General features: G+C 65.6%; 12 protein-coding genes. 6 read left to right on the forward strand and 6 right to left on the reverse strand.

Translation table 11 applies throughout. The annotated features are described in order from the left end of the window. Positions 1–41 precede the first annotated feature (41 nt). On the forward strand, positions 42–1,664 hold the full coding sequence (locus IE88_RS0108115) for a long-chain-fatty-acid--CoA ligase (protein ID WP_031552777.1): 1,623 nt from the start codon (positions 42–44) through the stop codon (positions 1,662–1,664). Positions 1,665–1,682: 18 nt separating this feature from the next. On the opposite strand, the gene IE88_RS0108120 is transcribed toward IE88_RS0108115, so the two are convergent. Together IE88_RS0108120 and IE88_RS0108125 are read right to left on the reverse strand one after the other, a co-directional pair. Beyond that, positions 1,683–3,686, reverse strand: a complete 2,004-nt coding sequence (locus IE88_RS0108120) for an AsmA family protein (protein ID WP_031552779.1) — start codon at positions 3,684–3,686, stop codon at positions 1,683–1,685. Further along, entirely contained in the window at positions 3,683–3,883 is a 201-nt protein-coding gene (locus tag IE88_RS0108125; RefSeq protein WP_031552782.1) for a DUF6324 family protein, read from the reverse strand. The genes IE88_RS0108120 and IE88_RS0108125 overlap by 4 nt, the downstream gene beginning before the upstream one ends. Before the next feature lie 197 nt (positions 3,884–4,080). Here IE88_RS0108125 and recA point away from each other — a divergent pair, with 197 nt between their 5' ends. Then, positions 4,081–5,151 (forward strand): recombinase RecA, encoded by a 1,071-nt coding sequence (recA, locus tag IE88_RS0108130; protein ID WP_031552785.1) that lies wholly within the window; start codon positions 4,081–4,083, stop codon positions 5,149–5,151. Positions 5,152–5,316: 165 nt separating this feature from the next. Beyond that, entirely contained in the window at positions 5,317–6,411 is a 1,095-nt protein-coding gene (locus IE88_RS0108135; protein ID WP_031552799.1) for a hypothetical protein, read from the forward strand. A gap of 46 nt (positions 6,412–6,457) precedes the next feature. Here the strand turns inward: IE88_RS0108135 and IE88_RS0108140 are convergent, their stop codons facing one another. Further along, positions 6,458–6,724, reverse strand: coding sequence for a hypothetical protein (locus IE88_RS0108140; RefSeq protein WP_162178319.1), 267 nt, complete (start codon positions 6,722–6,724; stop codon positions 6,458–6,460). A 77-nt stretch (positions 6,725–6,801) separates the two neighbouring features. Next, on the reverse strand, positions 6,802–7,920 hold the full coding sequence (gene aroC / locus IE88_RS0108145; RefSeq protein ID WP_031552806.1) for a chorismate synthase: 1,119 nt from the start codon (positions 7,918–7,920) through the stop codon (positions 6,802–6,804). A gap of 45 nt (positions 7,921–7,965) precedes the next feature. On the opposite strand from aroC, the gene pdxH reads away from it, so the two are divergent. After that, positions 7,966–8,649 (forward strand): pyridoxamine 5'-phosphate oxidase, encoded by a 684-nt coding sequence (pdxH, locus tag IE88_RS0108150; protein ID WP_031552809.1) that lies wholly within the window; start codon positions 7,966–7,968, stop codon positions 8,647–8,649. 891 nt (positions 8,650–9,540) lie between these two features. Here the strand turns inward: pdxH and IE88_RS17835 are convergent. Then, complete coding sequence (locus tag IE88_RS17835; RefSeq protein WP_081871537.1) at positions 9,541–12,699, reverse strand: RelA/SpoT domain-containing protein; 3,159 nt, start codon at positions 12,697–12,699, stop codon at positions 9,541–9,543. 72 nt (positions 12,700–12,771) lie between these two features. After that, entirely contained in the window at positions 12,772–14,016 is a 1,245-nt protein-coding gene (gene purD, locus IE88_RS0108160) for a phosphoribosylamine--glycine ligase (RefSeq protein ID WP_031552814.1), read from the reverse strand. Here purD and IE88_RS0108165 point away from each other — a divergent pair. Together IE88_RS0108165 and xseA are read left to right on the forward strand one after the other, a co-directional pair. Further along, the gene (locus IE88_RS0108165; protein ID WP_162178320.1) at positions 14,015–14,800 is read left to right on the forward strand and encodes a hypothetical protein; all 786 of its coding nucleotides are present in this window, start codon (positions 14,015–14,017) and stop codon (positions 14,798–14,800) included. The two genes, purD and IE88_RS0108165, sit on opposite strands and share 2 nt — an antisense overlap. Positions 14,801–14,809: 9 nt before the next feature. Continuing rightward, complete coding sequence (gene xseA / locus IE88_RS0108170) at positions 14,810–16,438, forward strand: exodeoxyribonuclease VII large subunit (RefSeq protein WP_036766900.1); 1,629 nt, start codon at positions 14,810–14,812, stop codon at positions 16,436–16,438. Positions 16,439–16,449: the final 11 nt, after the last annotated feature.

A 16,449-nucleotide genomic window follows, 5' to 3' on the forward strand; every position in this document is an offset into this window, starting at 1 on the left:
TGAATGAGCCAAAGCCGAAAAGAATCCTGGAAGGAAACGCCATGCAAGGCCTGATGATGGACGCCCCTCTGCTCGTGTCGGGCATTTTGACCCATGCCGAGCGGAACCACGCCCATCAGGAGATCGTCACGCGCCTCGTCGAGGGCGGCATCCACCGCTACACCTTCGGCGACTGCGCAAGGCGCACCGCGCAGCTCGCTCACGCCTTGCAGGAGATGGGGGTGAAGCCCGGCGACCGCATCGGCGTGATGGGCTGGAACACGCATCGCCAGCTCGAGCTCTATTACGCGATCTCCGGGATCGGCGCGGTCTGCCATACCATCAACCCGAAGCTCGGCCCCCAGAACGCGGCCTTCGTGATGAACCACGCCGAGGACCGCTTCGTCTTCTTCGACACGACCTTCGCGCCGCTCGTCCAGGCGCTGCGCCCGCATCTTTCGGGCGTCGAGCGCTATGTCGCCATGACGACCGAGGAAGAGACGGCGAAGCTCGGCGTGGGCGTCGATTGCTACGAGACCCTGCTCGAAGGGAAGCCCGAGCGATTCGACTGGCCGTCATTCGACGAGAACACGGCCGCGGCCATGTGCTACACCTCCGGCACGACCGGCCAGCCCAAGGGCGTTCTTTATTCGCACCGTGCGCTCGTCCTCCAGTGCTTCGCGGCCTTGCTGCCGACCTCCTTCGGCGCGGGCGCCGGCGACACGATCCTGCCGGTCGTGCCCATGTTCCACGTCAATGCCTGGGGCGTGCCCTATTCGGCGCTGATGATCGGCATGAAGCTCGTCATGCCGGGGCCGGGCCTCGACGGAAAGAGCCTGCACGAGCTCATCACGACGGAGGGCGTCACCTTCGCCGTCGGCGTGCCGACGGTCTGGCTCAACCTGCTGGCGCATGTGGAGGAGAACGGCCTCGATCTCGGCAGGCTGCGCTACACGCTGGTCGGCGGCGCGGCGCTCAGCCGCAAGATCATCGACGGCTACGAGAAATACGGCGTGCGCACGCGCCAGGGATGGGGCATGACCGAGATGTCGCCGACGGGCACGGTCAATTTCGACGGCCCCGGCTTCTACGACCTGCCCCATGACGAGCGCATCGAGGTGCAGCTGCGCCAGGGCAAGGCGCTGCCATTCGTCGATATGCGGATCGTCTCGGATGCCGGCGAGGAGCTGCCCTGGGACGGAAAGAGCGACGGCCACCTTCATGTGCGCGGGCCCTGGATCCTCTCGTCCTATTACAAGGCGGAGGAGCCGACCCTGACCGATGATGGCTGGTTCGACACGGGCGATGTCTGCGTCATCCACCCCGATGGCCGGATGCAGATCACCGACCGCGCGAAGGACGTCATCAAGTCCGGGGGCGAATGGATCAGCACGATCGACATCGAGAATGTCGGCCTCAGCCATCCGGCCGTGGCGCAGGCGGCCGCCATCGGCATGCCGCATCCCAAATGGCAGGAGCGGCCCCTCCTGATCGTGCAGCTGAAGGACGGCGCGGCGGCGAGCACGGACGACATCAAGGATTTCGTCAACGAGAAGCTGCCCCGCATCAGCCAGGTCGACGACGTGCAGGCCGTGGACGAAATTCCCCTCGGCGCCACCGGCAAGGTGCTCAAGACCGAGCTGCGCAAGACCTTCGCCGACTACCAGCTGCCCGACCTGCGCTGAGGCCGGGCAGCCGGGAGGTCACTCCTCGGGGTCCTGGGGCGTCTCGCCCTCGGTCTCCTCGTCCGAGCCGCGCCCGAACAGCCGTCCGAGTTCCTGCGTCGCTCTACCGCGCAGGGCATCGCCGACCGATTGGTCCTCGCCCAGCTCGACGCCCTGGCCCCGCAGGACCTCTCGGACCGCGCCCCCGGCCGCGTCTCTGACGAGCGGCTCGGCGTCGACGCCGATCTTGGGGTCGCTGAACGTGCCGGTCACCAGGATCGGCGCGATCAGCTCTCGCCGCGCGGCGCCGTCCTCGGCCGACACCGAGGGGCGCAGGACCAGCCGCACGGTCTGGTTCGGCAGGTTCGCCGACCCCTCTCCGGTGACGCTGTAGAAAGGGCCTTCCAGGGCCAGCCTTCCGGTCTGCGCCACGCCTTCGGTCAGGTCGAGATCGACCACGAGCGAGGCGAAAGGCGTCTCTTCCTCGGCGCCCAGCGCACCGTCCGAGACGGTGGCGAAGGCGCTGGTGACGGCGGCGAGGTTCAGCTGTCCCTGCCGCAGCGAATTGGCGACGCCGAGCGCGCTGCGGGCGATGGTGCCGAGATCGACGCCGGTGATGACGCCGTCGGTCAGCTCCGCACCGAAATCGCCCGACAGGTTGCGGACGAAATCGGCCTGGCTGTCTCCCGCCGTGGCGAGGTCCAGCGACAGGTCGGCCGTGCCCGCCACGCGGGAGACATCCATGACGTTGCGGGCGAAGGCGGCCGCGTCGACGCCGCTCAGCGCGAACTGCGCGGCCACGGTCTGGGTCGGCCCCGCCGCATCGACACGCAGCGTGCCTTCGCCGCTGCCGCCATAGAGCGCGAGCCGGTCGAGCACGAAGCTCAGATCGCCGCCGCGCAGCGTCACCTGCGCGGCGCTCTCTCCGACTTCGATCGACGGCAGGAGAATCGTTTCCGCCGACAGGGCGATGTCCGCATCAGCAGCCGTCAGGACGGAAAGGTCGAGCGGCTCCTCCGACCATGCCGGAAAGCCCTCGCTCTCCTGCGCGGCGGGAGCCTCCTCCTCCGGCAGATAGGGGCGCAGGTCGACGACCCCGGCCCGGAAACTGCCCGAAATGTCCGGCCGCTCGCCGCCGAGAGACAGGGTGAGGGCGCCCGTCCCCTCGATCGCGTCGAAGGCGACGCGGGTCCCTTCGGCGAAAGCGAGCTGTTCGCTGTTGCCGGTCACCTGACCCGTGACGAGCAGCCGCTCGAAGCCCGAGGGCGCCTCGATCGTCGTCCCGAACAGGGCGAGGAGGTCGCGCAGGCGCGGGGCGTCGAGGTCGAAGCGTCCCTCGAAGGCGAGGTCTTCGCCGAGCTCCATCTCCGCCTCGAATTCGTTCTCCGCCACAGCCGCGGTCATGGCGAGCGCGGCCTGTCCGGTTTCGGCGAGGCTGCGCGGCGTCTCCACCCGGGCGGTGAAGCGGGCGGGCCTGTTCTCGAAGACGAGGTCGCCTTCCGCCGTGAGCGGCTCGTCGAGGCTCGGCACCTGCAAAGTGATGTCGGCGTCCTGCGCCGTGAATGTCTGCCCGGTGCCGCCGTCATAGGTGATGGCGCCGTTCACGATCCGCACCGTGCCGAGCCGCAGGTCGGGCAGGGGGCCTGCCTCCTCCTCTTGCTGGGCGAAGGTCCAGTTCGCTTCGCCTTCGGGCGTCGCCTCGAGATTGATCTCCGGCTCCTGCAGCACGAAGCGCGTGATCTCGATCCGAGAGGACAGAAGCGGCAGCAGCTTCACGCCGATATCCGCCTCCCCGACCCGCAGGAAATAGGGCGCGTCGAAGCCTTCGGCATTGGCGACCGTGAGGCCGTCCACGCTCAGCGCAGTGGGAAAGAGCCGGATGTCCGGCGTGCCCTCGATGGTGACGGTTCGGCCCAGCGCCTCTGTCGCCGCCCGTTCGATGCGGGCTTCCAGCGCATCCTTTGGCACGAGGACCGGCACGAGCAGCAGCGCCGCGACGATCAGGACGACGAGGACCCCGAGGCCGATGAGCAGGCCCTTCATGACGGCTTCCGCCCGGATTGCGAGCGTGCCGCCTTGGCCGCGGCGAGAAGCTCCTCGGCGATGGCTTCGGCGTCCTCAGGGTCGAAATCGAGCGGCATGTCGATCTGCGAGGAGAACAGGTAGAGGCGGACCATCCCCTGATCGGTCGCCCCGATCTGGAGGTCGGCGCCTTCGTCGGACTGCGTGTTCAGCGGCATGAAGAAGCCTTCTTCTTTGTCTTGAAACACCTATCTAGAGCGTCGGCCCTGTCCGTGCATGCCGCTTTTGCGGCTCCCGCACCAACGAGACGAAATGTGTTCCCCAATTCCCGCAATTCGCTTGCCGGAAGAGAACAAAACAGGTACAAATTAGCCGTTGAATACGGGACGGAACACAAGGCACGTTAGGACGGACGATGGCACAGAATCTCAAAGTTGTGGACGGCGGTATGGACAAGGCGAAGGCGCTCGAGGCAGCGCTGTCACAGATCGACAAGGCGTTCGGCAAGGGCTCGGTGATGAAGCTGGGCTCGAACGAGAACGTCCAGAAGATCGAATCGATCTCGACGGGCAGCCTCGGCCTCGACATCGCGCTCGGGATCGGCGGCCTGCCCAAGGGCCGGATCATCGAGATCTACGGACCCGAAAGCTCGGGCAAGACGACCATGGCGCTGCACGCCATCGCCGAATGCCAGAAACAGGGCGGCCAGGCGGCCTTCGTCGACGCCGAACACGCGCTCGACCCGTCCTATGCGCGAAAGCTCGGGGTCGACCTCGAAGAGCTGCTGATCTCGCAGCCCGACACGGGTGAGCAGTCGCTCGAGATCGCGGACACGCTGGTGCGCTCGGGCGCGGTCGATATCCTGGTGATCGACTCGGTCGCCGCGCTGACGCCGCGGGCCGAACTCGAAGGCGATATGGGCGATTCGCTGCCGGGCCTTCAGGCCCGCCTGATGAGCCAGGCCCTGCGCAAGCTCACGGGTTCGATCGCCCGGTCGAACTGCATGGTCATCTTCATCAACCAGATCCGGATGAAGATCGGCGTCATGTTCGGCAGCCCGGAAACGACGACCGGGGGCAATGCGCTGAAATTCTATGCGTCCGTTCGCCTGGACATCCGCCGGATCGGCGCGATCAAGCAGCGTGACGAGGTTGTCGGCAACCAGACGCGCGTGAAGGTCGTCAAGAACAAGGTCAGCCCGCCTTTCAAGCAGGTCGAATTCGACATCATGTATGGTGAAGGCGTATCGAAGACCGGCGAGCTTCTGGATCTCGGCGTCCTCGGCAATGTCGTCGAGAAGTCTGGCAGCTGGTACAGCTACAACTCCGAGCGCATCGGTCAGGGACGCGAGAACGCCAAGCAGTTCCTGAAGGATCATCCGGACATCGCCGATTCGATCGAGGCGCAGATCCGCAAGAATGCGGGCCTTCTCGCCGAAGACATGCTGACCGGACCCGAAGCCGAGGACGAGGCGGCCGAAGCCTGAGCTCCGCCTTCCCGGCATGGCAAACGAGGCGCCGTCCGCGACATGCGGGCGGCGTTTTTCGTTCGGAGCGGCCTCCAGTCCCGCGCGGCGCAGACTGCAACCCCCGTGGAACCGCCACCGTGATAGGCTGTTGCCCGGGCAGGACGAGCACGAAGCGAGGGAAGCATGGCGATCGACGACACGAATTCGGGCGGGGCCCGCCGAGGCGCTTACGAAGATAACCGTTACGAGGCGGAGAATGTCCGCGTCGGCCGCGCCGAGGCCGTGGCGCTCAGCCAGCCGGGCCTCCTGCGGCGCATCTCCTGGGGGGCCGTTCTCGCCGGTGCCGTGATGGCCGTGGCCATCCAGTTCCTGCTGGGCCTTCTGGGCGTTTGGCTCGGCGGTATGGTGCTCGACCCGACGGATCCGGCCGGTATCGGCGATTGGGGCCTTGGCAGCGCGATCTATACCTTCTTCTCGCAGATCGTGTCGCTCATCGTCGGCGGCTTCGTCGCCGCGCGGCTCGCCGGCATTCCCAAGGAGACGACGTCCCTGATCCATGGCGCCATGGTGTGGGCCGTGGTCAGCCTCGCCACCCTCTGGGCCGCGACGACGGCTGCGGGCTCGATGATCGGCGGGGCGACCTCCGCGCTCTCGGCCCTCGGCCGGGGCGGTAGCGAAGTGGTCGAGACGGTGGTCCCGGACGATCTCGGCAACCTGCCGACGCCGCAGATCGAGATGGAGATGCTGCCGCCGCAGGTTCGTCAGGCCCTGCGCGAGAACGATCTCACGACCGAGGACCTGCAAGAAGAAATCCGCGGCATTTATCGTGACGTCGTCTCGCAGCAGGAAGAGCGCCGCATCTCGCGCATCGCCGGCCGCACCGTCCGCGACGTCGCCGCCTCGCCGGACGAGGCGCTGTCGGAGATCGAAAGCGCGATCGACCGCATCATCGGCGAAGGTGCCGTCCTGTCCAACGAGGAGCGCCAGGAGCTTCTCGACAGCCTGCAACAGCGGCTCGACCTTTCAAATGAGGAAGTCGACCAGCTGGTGACCGAGGTCGAGACGGCCGCGCAGGAGGCGGCGCAGAATGTCGAGGACGCCATCGAGACCGTGGAGACGGAAGCGGCCGAAGCGGCCGAGGAAGCCGCCGACACGATCTCTTCTATCGCGCTGACCCTCTTCATCGCCAGCATTCTCGGCCTGCTTGCGGCCGTTGGCGGCGGCATTGCGGGCAAGCCGGAGCACGGCTTGGTGCGGGACGAGCGGTCGATCCGCTGAGGCTCGCTTCCCTCTGCCAGCGGCCTGCTGACGGGCCGCTGGCGCATCAGCGCCGCAGGAGGCCCAGAAGGCGCTTCAGACCCCAAAGGGGCAGGACGATCATCGCGCCGCTGGCGATGACGGCGAGGAAGATGCCGAAGCCGTCGAGGCCATAAGCGTAGAGGTCATGCGCCCCCTGCACGATCGCGGCGAAGAGGCCGCGCCAGAAATCGAGCGGGTTCACGCCCAGCGCCGTCAGCACCGCGCCGACGGCAAGGCAGGCGAGGAGCAGCTTGATCACCGTGCCGACCGCGCCGCGCGGCGGGCGGGGCATCCGGCGGCTGCGCGGGGGCGGGGGCGTATCGTCGAACGAGGACATGGGACCGAGGTAAGACCGCCCCAGCCTCTGCGCTAGCCTGCGGGGCCGAGGCGGCCGGTCTGGCCCCTGTGGCGCAAAGCGTGGTCGGCGAGGACGCAGGCCATCATGGCCTCGGCCACCGGCACGCCGCGAATGCCGACGCAAGGGTCGTGGCGGCCCTTGGTGACGACCTCGGTCTCGGTTCCGTCCGCCATCACGCTGCGGCGCGGGGTGAGGATCGAGGAGGTCGGCTTGATCGCGACCCGCGCCACAACGTCCTGCCCCGTCGAGATGCCGCCCATGACACCGCCAGCATGGTTGGCGAGGAAGGCGGGGCCATGCTCGCCCTTGCGCATCTCGTCGGCATTGCCAGTGCCGGTATTCATCGCCGCCGCGAGGCCGTCGCCGATCTCCACCGCCTTGGCCGCATTGATCGACATCAGCGCCGCAGCGAGCTCCGAGTCGAGCTTGCCATAGACCGGCGCGCCCAGACCCGCAGGCACGCCGCTCGCCCGGACCTCGATCAGGGCCCCTAGGGAGTCCCCGGATTTGCGTGCTCCGTCCAACACGCCTTCCCACTCTACCGCAGCGACAGGGTCCGGGGAGAAGAAAGGGTTCTCCGCCACCGTGTCCCAGTCGACCCGCTCGGGATCGACCTCGTGCGGCCCCATGGCGACGAGGCCACCAAAGATGCGCACCGCGCCGCCATAGAGCGCGTCGAGCACCCGCTCCGCCACGGCGCCTGCGGCGACGCGGCAGGCGGTTTCGCGCGCGCTGGAGCGGCCGCCCCCGCGATAGTCCCTGATCCCGTATTTCGCATCATAGGCGTAGTCGGCATGGCCGGGACGGTAGGTGTCGCGGATCTCGTCATAGTCGCGGCTGCGCTGGTCGGTGTTCTCGATCATCAGGCTGATCGGCGTGCCGGTGGTGCGGGGGCCTCCCGTGCGGTCGTCCTCGAAGACGCCGGAGAGGATGCGCACCTGATCGGCCTCCTTGCGCTGGGTGACGAAGCGGGAGGTGCCGGGGCGGCGCCGGTCGAGCCTCTGCTGGATGTCCCCTGTCCGCAGCAGCACGCCCGGCGGGCAGCCGTCGATGACGCAGCCGATGGCGGGGCCGTGGCTTTCGCCCCAGGTGGTGACGCGGAACAGGGTGCCGAAGCTGTTGTCGGACATGACGCCTCGTTTGCGGATCGGCCGGAACGGCCTAGCTAGCAGGGCATGACCGATGACGCACTCATCCCGCCCACGCCCAGTGCCGAGGACTATGCCCGCGAAGCGGAGGCGCAGGAAGCCTTCGGCGTCTCGGACGATCAGGGCGAGGTGTTCACCTCGAACGAGCCCTTCGCCCTGTTCGCCGAATGGCTGGCCCTCGCCAAAAGGCACGAGGCCAACGATTCGAACGCGCTGGCCCTCGCCACCGTGGCGCCGGACGGGATGCCGGAGGTGCGGATGGTCCTCCTCAAGGATCTCGACGACGGCTTCACCTTCTACACCAACACGCAGTCGGCGAAGGGCGAGGCGCTGGCCGCGAACCCGCGCGCGGCCATGTGCTTTCACTGGAAGTCGATCCGCCGCCAGGTCCGCGTCGCCGGCCCGGTCGAGCCCGTCGCGCCCGAAGAGGCCGACGCCTATTTCGCCTCCCGCTCCCGCGGGGCGCGGATCGGCGCCTGGGCGAGCGACCAGTCGCGCAAGATGGGCGGCAAGGACGCCCTCAAGGCGCGCATCGCCGACCGCGAGGAGGCCTTCGAGGGCCGGGACGTGCCGCGCCCGGACCATTGGAGCGGCTATCGCCTGATGCCGCAGCGCATCGAATTCTGGGTCAACCGCCCCCACCGCCTGCATGACCGCCTGCTCTTCGAGCGCGACGGGGAGGAGTGGCGGACCTCAAGGCTTTATCCTTAAGTGGCGCTACCGCTCGCTCGCGCTCGCTGCTTGAGCGCGTCTTAGTGGCGCTACCGCCTCCGGCTGCTTGAGCGCGTGTTCGCGGCGTAGCCGCTCACGGTGCGCAGCGGATGTAGGGTGGATCGTGATCCACCATAGGTGCTGACGCGCTTCGCGCGACGGGCCGTTGGCCCGGCTCGCTCCTGGACGTCGCTCGCTCCGCGGCGGGAGTTTGCGCGGGTGGCGGGGCGCCTCGCGGCCGTAGGGTGAATCGTGATCCACCATCGCCCGCGCCGCCCGGCGCATCGCTCGCGGGCGCCCGCTTTTCCGAGATGGGCCCCGGCTCTCCGCTGCGCTCCGGCCGGGGTGACGCTTAGATGCAGCCGCTGTCACCCCGGCCCCCGCGCCGGGGCCCGTCTCGGAAAGAGGGAGCAAATGCAGCGGCGGGCCGCCGGGTGAGATGTCACCATCCGCCTCCTCCGCGCATCTCAGTCGCGCTATCGCTTCGCTACTTGAGCGCGCAGCCGTCATCGCCCGTCCGAGCCGGTTTCGCGAAAATCGAGGGTCCCGCGCGCGGCTTCCGTGCCGACGGAGGGTCTATTGATACTGTGTCGGCTCGGTTCGGGTGTCCCAAACCCTCGCCGCGCGCGGCTCTCCGCCATACGACCGGGGCCCCTCCGGAGCTCGCCCGACGCGTGCCATCCCCTCCGCAAACGCGAAGGGCACGAGACGAAGAGGCGGCGTGCCGAGCAGACGACGGTACCTGCCGGCCCCGTCACGCCGCGAGGGGAGATTATGGAGTGGGGTGGAGGGGGTGGGGATAAACACCCCATGGTTCTGACATATTCTTCAACTTGAAAGTAGTTCTAGGGAACGTGTACACTGCACATGGTAGCAAGCATCGATGCCCCTCTACCCGCCCGTATCACCGTCAGGTCTTGCGTCATTCTCGGAAGAGATTGGCTCACCATACTCCAAACGTCGTTGAGCAATGTCTCGTTCGACCCTCTGCTGCTCATTCGCGATCTGATTTTCCAGAGAGCGGGCGAACGTCCTAGCGAAAGCGCGCACAGCCTCACGCTCGTCGTCAAACCATGCCTCGATCTTCGACTTCTGCTCGATGAGCGCATCGCGATATCCAAAGTGCCCATGCATAGTACCTGTAGACTGAAGAGCGCTCCCAATCTTTGAAAGCAACTGGTCGGAACCTGCTGCTTCAGCTACCAGCTCCTTCGCAACCACCCAGACACCAGGAGCACTTTCAAAATGTTCTATCACCGCGATAGCAAATTCTTGCCTCGCCTCGTCTCCTGATGAGGTGAATTCTCTAAGCGCCCTGATCAACTCTTCAGGTAAATCGGGATAAACGCCGGCAACGAACCGGCCGCCGCGATAACTGTTGAGCCAGTCGGATTTTTCAGCCCAACGGCTGGTGGCTTCAAGAACGAGATCAACGTCATCTAATGAGAACCCCTCTGACAAATGGTGGAACTCGTAAGGGATTGCCTCAAAATGATTGGGATCGAATGGATTGTTATCTTCTGATTTATCAAATTCTATTCGCTTACCAAACATGTCAATAACTTCGTTTGGATGCTTACGCGCTACTTTAACTAGAAATTCTTCCGTACGATGGTCGATATTGCGTAGCGTAGATACAGCTCTCAAGAAGCGCAATCTATCTTTTTTAGGGAGTGATTCTATGAAATCGCTGTCCTGAGAATAGAGCCAGACTGGATTTACCCATTCGTCCTCAGATCGTGCCGCAAGGTACTCGATCATCATGAGGCCTAGCTTAGTGGCTCGTTCCCCGCCCAGCACCACCCTCTCTTTAACCGCAAACTCCAGGACAGAGATGGCAGCTTGCTTATTATTTGAATGAGCGGCAACGCCTGCCATCTGCTCAACCAAGTCTGGTAGAGGCGGGTCGGCATGGTTGAGAAAGTGTGCCAGTGAGGTGATATATCTACCGGCCTGCATAGCTTGTTCTACCCAAGCAACCGCCGAGTCGGGCGCTGCCTTGTAGAGGCCTCGCAGCATGCCCGGTACAAACCTTTCGAGCGGCCGACCCTCAGATTGGTCTAGCCAAATTGGTCCGATGGATGGATGACGTGCTACGATGTCTGTAATGAATTTCCCGAGTTTTGGAAAGGTAGCGAGATCACTGGAATCTGTCGCGGCATAGCGGTCGAGGCGCTCGAACCAATCAGGCGCACCTTCAACTGTTACACTCGCAAGTAGCTCGGCAGCTCGCTCGTCTCGTGCCTTGTCGTTGAGCTTGTACATGGCACGGAACTCCGGCGCCTCCCACGCATCGGCAAAAACGCCTTCGAACCCGACAAGTGTTTTGAAAATTTCGTAGTCCTCGAAACCAGATATATGATCACGGAAACTGAGCGCGGCACTGACCACTTCCAATCCCGCGGCAGCGACAGAAGCTGCTCGAGTTGGCTTCCCTTCCGTATCCTGATTCCAGCGATAGCGGAGGTAGATGTCACGCTCGACTGACTGAAGGAGGGGGTTACTTAAGACGCCCGCTTTATTAGTCAGGAAGCGAATCATCCGCGCTGTATCGAGGCGCACCCGGACTATTAGATCGTCGCTTAGTATCGCAGCATTATGGAGCGATGTCGCCTGCTTGTACGCAACGAGGGCACGGCGTCGTTCCACGTCGTTCGAAGCCATATTGAATGCTTCTTCGATCAGGGCAATGGCTCGATCACGGATTTTGTTCAAGTCCTCGGATATAAGAACAGCGCCCCTTGTGAAAGTCACGCTCTCTGAATTCGAAGAGGTCCCAGCGATTTCCGTGCCGAGCGCATTGCTCGCAACCTTGAGGATCAGCGGCCGAACCGTATCAATTATCTTCGGATCAAGGCCGCAGATTGTCTCCGTTAGCAATTTTTGAACGATAGGACCGCCTTGACGCCAAGCAGAGAGATTATAGTGCGAAAGTTCGGCGGCTGCCTCGACGAGTAGGCGCTTCGCCTCTTCATCTAGCCCCTCGATGCTATACATGTCGATCAGAGTATGTAGCGTCGCCGTTGGATCAACGAGTCGCAGTTCCGGCCCGTTTATTAGCCGGACTGCACGCTTCGTCACGTCTTCGAGCGTCTTGCCTGGGATATCTCCGTATGGAGTCTTGATCGGTATAATGAGGTGACCGCTCGCATGCCGGACGGCGCTCAACGCCGCGCGTCGGATATCTGGTGCCCAGGCCTGAATCTTATCAATCTCTGGTAACACAAAATTTTGGAATCGATCGAGAAGGTCGGAGACATCGTTGTTATTTGTTGCTCTCTCGATTGCCTCAAGTGCATCGGTATCAATCAATTTTTTGCCTTGGGCGAGCCGCTCGAATGAGTCCAGAACCTTTTGGAACTCGTGTCCGGCCGGAATCAGGTAACGCCTTTGGATGGCGTTCATCTGCGTCTTCAGCGCTACCAAATTGCGGGCGCCCACCTCGCCGAGGTCAGGACTCTTATAGATTTTATCGTGAGCTGTTTCAGACCAAGCATGTTGCAAGATCGTCTGAACCTGTATCTCGCACCGTAGACTAGATAAATCAGCGTATTCAGGGAGGGATGTTCGTGCGTCCGTAAGAAGGGCAACATAGTTCCGGCCAATGAAGTGAGAAACATCCTTATCCCCGCTGACGGGATAATGGAATCTCGTGCGTTCCCACTCAATGCTGAAATTTTCATGTAGAAGTCCAGACCCTTCTAATCTATCAAGATCGCTATCCGTATATAAAACTATGCGAACCCCAGCGAGATCTTTTGCATACTGCTGGATAACAGATGTTCCAGCCGCATCGCCCAGTTTCTTTCTCAAGCTGTCGACAGCCTTTGCTCGAGCTTGAACCTCTTGATGCCTGATTTCAGGGTGACGAGCTAGGGCAGCAAGAAGAATTTGCCGGACCGCATCAGCATAGCGGGCGTAGAGATCGCGACCACGAGCCTCGTAGTCGCTCAACGTCATTCTAGGTTCTTGGCCTGATTCGAGGACGCCTTCGCTGGCCTGTCGATTGGGTGCGCTACTTTCGGATTCCATTTCGATATTGCCAGCCATTATTCATCTCTTAGACCGAAGTTATGCACCCGTAGAGAAGTTATGCACCGGTAGAGCAGTGATATCCGCCCCTCACACCCCCACCCCAATATCCTGCCGGTAAAACCCATCCGGCCACTCAATCGCGCCTATCCCCTCATACACCGCTTCCGCCGCCGCCTGAGGCGTGTCGGCCATGGCCGTAACGTTCAGGACCCGGCCGCCATTTGCGAGGAGGCGGTCTCCGTCCTGTTTCGTTCCGGCGTGGAAGATGACGAGGCCTTGGGCTTCGGCCTCGGCGAGGCCGCGAATCTCGGAGCCTTTCTCGTAGGAACCGGGATAGCCCTTGGTCGCCATGACGACGAGGGTGCAGGCCTCGACCATCCAGTCGAGGCCAACGCCGCCGAGGCGCCCTGTCGCTGCGCCCCATAGGGTGGGGACCACGTCCGAGCGCAGGCGGCGCATGAGGACCTGCGCCTCGGGGTCGCCGAAGCGGCAGTTGAACTCGATCAGCTTGGGGCCGTCCGCGGTCAGCATCAGCCCGGCATAGAGGACGCCCTTATAGGGCGTGCCGCGCGATTTGAGGGCGGCGAGGGCCGGGCGGATGATCTCGTCATAGGCGCGGCGCTCGAGCGCCTCGGGCAGGTTGCCGGGCGGGGCATAGGCGCCCATGCCGCCGGTGTTCGGGCCTTCGTCCCCGTCGAAGGCGCGCTTGTGGTCGCGGGCGCTGCCGAAGGGGAGGACGGTTTCGCCGTCGGTGATCGCGAAGAGGGAAACTTCCTCGCCTTCGAGGAACTCCTCGATGACGATCGTGGAGCCCGCCTCGCCGAATTCGCCGCCGAGCATGTCGTCCACGGCGGATTTGGCGTCTTCGAGCGCCTCTGCGATGACGACGCCCTTGCCGGCGGCGAGGCCGTCCGCCTTGACGACCCAGGGGCCGGGGAGCTCGCTAAGATAGGCCTTGGCGGCGTCCGCCTCGGTGAAGCTGCGCGCGCGGGCGGTGGGGATGCCGGCCTCTTCGCAGAGGTCCTTGACGAAGGCCTTGGAGGTCTCGACCCGGGCGGCCTCCCGTTTCGGGCCGAAGCAGGGGATGCCCGACTCTTCGAGCGAATCGGCGAGGCCGTCCGCGAGAGGCTGTTCGGGGCCGACGACGACGAGGTCGAATCCCTCTTTTTTGGCATAAGCGGGGATGTCGGCGGGTGTGGGCACGCACTCCGCGACCGCCGCCATGCCGGGATTGCCGGGCGTGCAGACGAGGCGCCGCACCAGCGGGCTCTGCGCGATCTTCCAGGCGAGGGCGTGCTCGCGGCCGCCGGAGCCGATCAGCAGGATGTCCATGACCTCTCCATTCGTTCAGGTGATTGTTGTCTGGCCCCGACGCACCCTTCGCGCAATGGCCGGGATCACGGAAGAGGGGCGGCGGGACCGGTGGGTCGGGCTGGGGGCGGCGGTCGGCGTGAATGCGCTGATCGTGCTGCTGCTGTGGTCGGCCTATGACCCGAAGCCCCCGCGCGGGCGGGAGGACGGGGAGCGCGTGGTGCAGGTCGAGATCGTGCGCGCGCCGCCTGTGCCTGAGCCCGAACCGGAGGCGCCGCCGGAGGTGGCAGCGCCCGAGCCCGAACCTCAGCCTGTCGAGGACGCGGCGCCGGTTGCCGAGGCGCCGGAAGCTGCGCCGCCGCCGCCGAGCCTGCCGCAAGTGGCTTTGCCGGATGTGGAGCGGGGGCAGGGCGTGCCGTCGGGCGTGGTGGGGCTCGACTGCAATGCCGTGTTCTCGGATCCCGATAAGGCGGCGGAGTGCGCGGGGCGGGAGGTGCTGTCGGGCTGGCAGGCGGAGGTCGACGGCTTGGGCGAGGACTGGGAGCGGATCGCCGAGCGGCTGAAGGATGTCGCGCCGGGCGCTGTGGGCGGGATGATCCCGCCTGAGCGGCGCGGAGAGTTCGGGGCGGCGATCTCGCAGAAGCGCGCGATGCAGCGGCGGCGCGAGGCCTCTCCGATTGCGGACGGGGTGGGCGATGCGGGGGCGCAGGGCGGAACGCTGGATTATCTAGGCGTGCCGAGCTTTATCCAGTCGAACGAACCTGTCGTGGAGACGCCCCGCGACATCCGCGAGGACGGACGCTAGACAGAGGCCATGCCAGCGCCCTCGTCGAACACGCCCGAATATACCGTCTCGCAGCTGTCGAGCAGCCTCAAGCGCACGATCGAGGACGCTTATGGCTATGTCCGGGTGAGGGGCGAGCTGGGGCGCGTGACGCGGGCGGGGTCGGGGCATGTCTATCTCGACCTCAAGGACGAGCGGGCGGTGCTCTCCTCGGTCGTCTGGAAGGGCGCGGCGGCGCGGATGAAGGTGCGCCCCGAGCAGGGGATGGAGGTCATCGCCACCGGGCGGCTGACGACCTTCCCCGGCCAGTCGCGCTATCAGCTGGTCATCGACACGCTGGAGCCCGCGGGGGCGGGCGCGCTGATGGCGCTGTTCGAGGAGCGCAAGAAACAGCTCGCCGCGGAGGGGCTGTTCGCGGCGGAGCGCAAGAGGCCGCTGCCCTTCCTGCCGCGCACGATCGGGGTTGTGACCTCGCCGTCCGGCGCGGTGATCCGGGACATCCTGCACCGCCTGCGCGACCGCTTTCCGAGCCATGTGCTGGTCTGGCCGGCCCTCGTGCAGGGCGAGCGGGCCGCGGCGCAGATCGTCGCCGGGATCGAGGGGTTCAACCGCTTGCCCGAAGGCTTTCCGCGGCCGGACGTCCTGATCGTCGGCCGGGGCGGGGGGAGCCTCGAGGACCTCTGGTGCTTCAATGACGAGGCGGTGGTGCGCGCGGTGGCGGCGAGCGGCATCCCGGTGATCTCGGCCGTGGGGCACGAGACCGATACGACGCTGATCGACTATGCCGCGGACAGGCGCGCGCCGACGCCGACGGCGGCCGCCGAAATGGCCGTGCCGGTGCGCATGGAGCTTCTGTCCGAGGTCGAGAGCAAGGGCGCGCGGCTGTCGGGCGCCGTGTTCCAGGCGGCCGAGCGGCGCGCGCTGGCGCTGACCTCGGCCATACGCGGGCTCGGGCGGCCCGAGGCGCTGATCGAGCCGGTGGAGCAGCGCTTCGACCGGGCGACGGAACGGCTGGGGGCTGCGATGCGCAGCTGGCTTGAGCGGGCGGAGACGCGGTTTTCGCGCGCCGAAGGACGCTTGCGGCCGAGCACCGTGCTTCAGGCGCTGCGCCTGCGCGAGCAGACCTTGCGCGAGGCGGGGCGGCGCCTGCCCGAGGCGCCCCTGCGCGGCATCGACCGGGCGCAGCAGAGAGTGGCGGGGCTGCGCCTGCGGCCGCTGGGGCAGGCGGCGACGGAGAGGGCGGCCTCGCGGCTGTCGAGCCTGCGCCTGACGCCTGCGGCGGGGCGGCGGCTGGTGCGCGAGGCGGAGGAGGGGCTGGGCGGCGCATCGGAGCGCTTGGCGCGCAGCACGAGCGCGCTGGACCGGCTGTCCGAGCGGCTGGCGGCGCAGGAGCGTCTGTTGCGCAGCTATTCCTATCAGGGCGTGCTGGAGCGCGGTTTCGCGCTGGTGACGGCGGAGGATGGCAGCGTCCTGCGGCGGGCGGCGGAGACCGGGGCGGGGCAGGCGGTGACCCTGCGCTTTGCCGATGACGAGCGGAGCGCCGTGATCGGCGCCGATGCGCCCAAGCCGCCGCGCAAGAAAGCCGCCAAGGCGAAGGCCGCGCCGAAAAAGGCCGAGGCCGGGGAAGCGGCTGCCCCGCAACCGACCCTCTTTGAATGACCCCGTGCGCG

Origin of the sequence: Parvularcula oceani (assembly GCF_000733125.1) — a bacterium.
Classification (GTDB): domain Bacteria; phylum Pseudomonadota; class Alphaproteobacteria; order Caulobacterales; family Parvularculaceae; genus Parvularcula; species Parvularcula oceani.

Coding starts and splice junctions, on each gene's coding strand:
- IE88_RS0108135 (WP_031552799.1), top strand. CDS start 5,317: ATGGCGATCGACGACACGAATTCGGGCGGGGCCCGCCGAGGCGCTTAC.
- xseA (WP_036766900.1), top strand. CDS start 14,810: ATGCCAGCGCCCTCGTCGAACACGCCCGAATATACCGTCTCGCAGCTG.
- IE88_RS0108120 (WP_031552779.1), bottom strand. CDS start 3,686: ATGAAGGGCCTGCTCATCGGCCTCGGGGTCCTCGTCGTCCTGATCGTC.
- IE88_RS0108115 (WP_031552777.1), top strand. CDS start 42: ATGCAAGGCCTGATGATGGACGCCCCTCTGCTCGTGTCGGGCATTTTG.
- aroC (WP_031552806.1), bottom strand. CDS start 7,920: ATGTCCGACAACAGCTTCGGCACCCTGTTCCGCGTCACCACCTGGGGC.
- IE88_RS0108165 (WP_162178320.1), top strand. CDS start 14,015: ATGACCTCTCCATTCGTTCAGGTGATTGTTGTCTGGCCCCGACGCACC.
- IE88_RS17835 (WP_081871537.1), bottom strand. CDS start 12,699: ATGGCTGGCAATATCGAAATGGAATCCGAAAGTAGCGCACCCAATCGA.
- IE88_RS0108125 (WP_031552782.1), bottom strand. CDS start 3,883: ATGCCGCTGAACACGCAGTCCGACGAAGGCGCCGACCTCCAGATCGGG.
- recA (WP_031552785.1), top strand. CDS start 4,081: ATGGCACAGAATCTCAAAGTTGTGGACGGCGGTATGGACAAGGCGAAG.
- purD (WP_031552814.1), bottom strand. CDS start 14,016: ATGGACATCCTGCTGATCGGCTCCGGCGGCCGCGAGCACGCCCTCGCC.
- IE88_RS0108140 (WP_162178319.1), bottom strand. CDS start 6,724: ATGCCCCGCCCGCCGCGCGGCGCGGTCGGCACGGTGATCAAGCTGCTC.
- pdxH (WP_031552809.1), top strand. CDS start 7,966: ATGACCGATGACGCACTCATCCCGCCCACGCCCAGTGCCGAGGACTAT.